The following is a 4,870-nucleotide window of genomic DNA, read 5'->3' on the forward strand; positions in this document are numbered from 1 at the left end:
GCGGGAAGTCACGTTGGATGATCGCCTCGGCCCGGGCGAGTCCCTCCAGGGCGGTGTCGAGGCGGCCGGCGGTCTTATCGATCTCGGCGCGGGAGACCAGGGCGAACGGCTCGGCCAGCGGCCACGCCTCGGGCGCGATGGCTTCGAGGCGTTTGAGGAAGCGGCGGGCGAGGGGGCGGTCCTTGGCCATCAGGGCGAAGGTGACCAGGTTGGCGAGGGTCACCCCGCGCGACGGGTGGGCCTCTTCCGGCAGCCAGAGGAGCAGCCGTCGGTGTAGCGCGATCGCCTCGCGGGAGAGGAACAGGGTCTCCTGCAGGGCGCCGGTGATCCACACCGCGGGGACGAACCAGTCGGCCCGTCCGGTGCGGAAGGCGTAGTAGGCGAAGGCGTGGGCCTGCTCGATGGCGCGGCGGCGGTGGAGCGGGTCGCTCAGTTCGGCCGGCGGGGCGGTGCCGCGGTAACCGCGCTGGATCTCCAAGGCCTCCATGCGCAGGGCCATCATCAGCCCCCAGAGGACGCCACTGTCGCGCGCCCAGCGGCGCGCCTTGGCGCGGGCACGGGCCATGCCGGCGCGATCGTCGCGGATCATCGATTGCTCGAACTCGGAGTCCGCCAGCATCAGCTGCAACTCCGCGTTGTCGCCGGTCCCGCCCAAATCGAACCAGCGTTCGGCGTGGCGGAAGGCCTCCTCGATGCGGCCGGCGTCGAGCGCCTCCGAGAAACGTTGCTGCGCCTCGCGGACCTCCTCGGTAGCGGGTTCCGGGGGCTCCGGCGGAGTCGGCTGATAGGGGAGTTCGGGTTGGTGTTCGTCCTCCGCGCGGGTCATCCCCTCGCCGAACATGCCGTCGTCGAACAGTCGTTCGAGGATCAATTCACGCTGTTCGTCGCTGAGAGGGTTGGCCTTCAGCGCTCCTTCCAGCGCCGCCAGATTGTCGGCGAGGGCGCGCTCGAGGCCCAGCGGGTCGCTGCGGCGCAGGGCCCGCTCCAGGGTCACGCGCTCCTCGCGGTAGAGCGGGTCGAAGCGGCGGGCGAGGTAGTGCCCCAGGGAGGCGCCGCGGGCACGGATCACCGTGGTTTCGGGGTGAAGCCCCTTGAGTCGGCTCAGGGTCATGGCCACGAAGTCGCGGCCATGTCGTTCCGGCAGCGGGGCCGGGTCGCCGCGCCGCACCTCATGGGCGGAGAGCCGGCCGGCGTCGGCATCGAAATCGAACCACTCCACACGCGCCGCCCGGCACTGCCCTTCGAGCAGCGGGACCACGTCGAAGCTGTCGGAGGCAGAGTAGCCGAGGACGTAGAGGGTCGCGCCTGCGGTGGCCTCGGCGAACCAGTCGCGGAACCCGGGGTAGTGGTCGAATCCGAGACCGATCTCGCCGATGCGGTTGAGCGTGGCGCGGGGGAGGGAACGCCGCCGGCCGTTCTCGGGGAAGCTGCCGTGGAGCTTGATCAGGCGGTGGGACTCCCGGGGGACTCGTCGGCGGTCGCTCAGTACCATCAGGCCGGGGTCGTGCTCCTGCCATTGCGCGGCCTCCTCCAGGCGGGTGTCGAAGTTGGTGGTGATCACCCGCGCGCCGCGCGCGATCGCCGCGGCGAGAAAGAGGTGGTGGGCGTTGGGGGTGCCGGCGCGCTCCAGCCCGCGTAGTTGCTGCACGATACCGGGGGTGATCCGGTCAATCGCACCGATCAGCGATTCGAAGCGGATGAAGTCGAAGGGGTTGTGGTCGTGACGCGGCGCGCACCGTTCGAGCAGCGCGGCGGCCAGCTCCTCGTCGCCGGCGGCGATCCAGTCGCAGAAGAGACGGGTGATCGGGCGGGCCGGCGGGATGCAGGAAGGGGTGTCGAGGCTGATGCCGGCACCGACCAGGAAGAGCGTCTTGGTGAAATCCGGGAGTTCCCGGCCTTTGGGGTCAGACATTGGAATCATGCTAACGCTTGTCGTTACTAACGGAGTCCGCTAGGCTATTCATATGATCAAGTCGTTCAAAGACAAGGAGGCGGAGCGGCTGTTCAGCGGTCGCTTCTCCCGGCGGTTGCCTCCCGATATCCAGCGTGCCGCCGCGCGCAAGCTGGAAATCCTCGACGCCGCCACCGATCTTGATCAACTGCGGGTCCCACCAGGAAATCGCCTGGAGGAACTGGATGGAGACCGCTCCGGCCAGCACAGCATCCGGATCAACCGGCAGTGGAGGATCTGTTTCGTCTGGCGCTCCGACGGGGTGCACGACGTCGAGATCGTCGATTACCACCGAGGATGAGAGACATGTCAACGCGAGACTTCGAACCGATCCACCCTGGCGAGGTACTCCTCGAAGAGTTCCTCAAGCCCATGGAAATCACCCAGTACCGATTGGCCAAGGACATCAGCGTACCGCAGCGCCGCATCGGCGAGATCGTTCAGGGCAAGCGCGGCATCACCGCCGACACCGCCTTGCGGTTGGGCCGCTTCTTCGGCATGGACCCGCAATTCTGGCTCAACCTGCAAAATCGCTACGATCTTCTCCGGGCCCGGGAGAAGTTGGGGGGGCGGTTGGAGGGGGAGGTGCGTAGCCACGCCGCGTGAGGAGGCGAAATTCCCGGCGGGCGTCGCGAGTGATGTGTGCGGCTTGATCACAATGAATTGCGAGGGTGAAATTCAGGGGAGCCGCATGTCGAGAACGTAAGACCGTATCCGAAATTTTTCGTCGCTCAAGCTTTCAGCCTGGGACGATAGGCGTGATCGAACTTCAGGTAGCCTCATTTTTCCGCATTTCTTTTTTCTGGCATCTGTTTCGAGCCATTTCTCACAGAGATACCAGCCGACCAGATAAAGACCGTACCGGCGCCTTTCTCCGGTGAGGTAATGTGCCTTCAGTTGGGTCTCCATAGCGTTATCTAGTTCCCGATGCCAGCAACCCTTGGTTTCGATGACCACTTCGAGCGCTCGGTGCCCTTCGGGATCGCCGGGCGTGATCGCGGAAACCAGGATGTCGCTCCGTTCCCCGATCCCTTTTCCTCGCCGGCGCACCTGGACTTCTCGATGGGCGACCAGTCCCCGTTTGTGGAGATCCCCTTCGATATGGTCGGCGACGAAGTCCGAGAGCGCATCCTCTTCTTTCGGTTTGGCGCTACCGGTGGCATCGTTCCACAAAAACTGGACCACGGGATGGGAACCGTGTAGCCGCTCTTCCAATCGAGACAGTGAGTCTTGGAGAGCATCGAGAAGCTCTTCTCCGCTACGTATCAGTGCCAGCTCGCGGTTTCGGGCAAGGGCAATGACCTCCTTCGGGCCGGGAGGCTTCCAACTGGAACGCAGGGTATTTTGGCGACAGTCGGTCAGCTGCCAACGGAGCCACTTGTCGCCCTGGTGAATGGCCACCAGACGTTCCATGGCGGCGACCGCGGCCGTGCTTCCACGGGAGGCTAGATGCGTGATCAGTGCATTGCGCAGGTGACTGACCTCTTCGCGCAGGTCGAGATAATCGAAGACTCCGGTTCGTGGGGGCGGATCACCATCGGGCGGATAACGGCGGCGCAGAAGGAGATAGAAGTCGGCGATGGCCTCTTCTTGCAATGCCTCCACCCAGGCAAAGTCATGAGAACGATTGCAGGCGACGTCGGCGATCAATTCGTCGGCGGTATCCGGGTCGTCGTCGACAACGCCCAGAAACAGCTCCCACGCACGTCCGGCGTCGTGCTTTAGAGCCAGTTCCGCGGTGTGGATCAGGCGTCGTTTCGACACCTTTCCCATGGGCAACGGCCTTTCGGAAAGGATTCGTTCGCATTCTGTCCATGAGGTCTCGTCCTTTCGGGCCAGGAGCGGTTCCAAGAGAGAGCGGGCGATCGACGGGTTTTTCTGATGGTTTCGCCATCGCTCCCTGATCAGATCGAAGATGGTGTCGGTCCACGGAACGTAGAGGCGGTTGAGACAGAAGACCTGTTTATGTTCTCGCGCATCGCGTTCGATGCTCCGACGCAGGGCGTCGAGCATCGTTGCGGGGGCATGACGCCATGCCTGCTCCTGGAGCCATCGTCGATCCTCCCGGATGGAATCTTCATCTTCCGCTTTGGCGTCCACTAGAACAGGCCCCCAGTTTTGCCAAATGGATAGCGGCAGCGAGGCCAAACGTTGAGGAGCCTGTGATCGGAGCAGGATGAAAGCCGGGAAGGCGGCGATTGCTGAGGCTGTGTAACTCGTTGTATCGAGCAATGCGTCGAATTCCGGGGTTCCTTGCTCCAGGTAGCGGGCGGCTGCATCGATGATTCTCAGGCGAACGGTTTGATCGGAGTCTCGCCAACCCGGCATATCGGTGACGACCGGGGGAGGGAAGTCGTATCGGCGGCTTTGGTCAGTTAACGTCATCTCCAACAACAGATCGACCCAGGCGTCGGGATTTCCTGCTTCGATCACCTTCAATCGCTCCAACACTCGCTCCTTCGGGGGTGACGTCAATGGCTTCAGCGTGTCGTGGCGGCGATTTGCCCACTCCAGCTCTTCACGATGCCGTTCTCTCAATCGTACCGCCTGCTCGGAGTCCAGCAGGAGCGGCTCACGAAGCGATCGAAATTCCGTGGAGAGGATTGGGGAGTTTTCACAGGCGTCGAGAATCAGACTGGAGTATTCGGGTTGGAAGTTGCGCGACAGGAACTGGGCGATGGTCCATTGGCTGGTGGCGGCTACGGAGGAGGTGAAAAGGGATAGCAACCAGGGGTAGTCGTCCACGACCAATGGGGCGAGTCGGAACACCCCTTTGGTTGGGTCTTGGATATGACGGAGAGCTTCCAGGAAAAACTCACGGCGTATGTCGCGGTTTTCTACAAGACAGAGATCTCTTTCAAGGTCGTCGTGTCGCCGAATTCGTTCGAGTGCCGTGCGGACCAGGGCGGGCAATACTCC

4 protein-coding genes are annotated in these 4,870 nt (G+C 63.4%); 2 read left to right on the forward strand and 2 right to left on the reverse strand.

What is annotated here, in order from left to right; translation table 11 throughout:
* The coding region (locus ACYQ2W_RS25200) for an SIR2 family protein (RefSeq protein WP_459873620.1) at positions 1 to 1,912 on the reverse strand (1,912 nt) is incomplete at its 3' end.
* Positions 1,913 to 1,964: 52 nt separating this feature from the next.
* Here ACYQ2W_RS25200 and ACYQ2W_RS25205 point away from each other — a divergent pair.
* A complete protein-coding gene (locus ACYQ2W_RS25205; RefSeq protein ID WP_459873622.1) occupies positions 1,965 to 2,252 on the forward strand; it encodes a type II toxin-antitoxin system RelE/ParE family toxin in 288 nt (95 codons plus the stop codon).
* A 5-nt stretch (positions 2,253 to 2,257) separates the two neighbouring features.
* Positions 2,258 to 2,557, forward strand: a complete 300-nt coding sequence (locus ACYQ2W_RS25210) for a HigA family addiction module antitoxin (protein ID WP_459873624.1) — start codon at positions 2,258 to 2,260, stop codon at positions 2,555 to 2,557.
* A gap of 72 nt (positions 2,558 to 2,629) precedes the next feature.
* Here the strand turns inward: ACYQ2W_RS25210 and ACYQ2W_RS25215 are convergent.
* On the reverse strand, positions 2,630 to 4,870 hold a 2,241-nt coding region (locus ACYQ2W_RS25215; RefSeq protein ID WP_459873626.1), incomplete at its 5' end, for a hypothetical protein.

The sequence above is a fragment of the Endothiovibrio diazotrophicus genome (genome assembly GCF_054657215.1).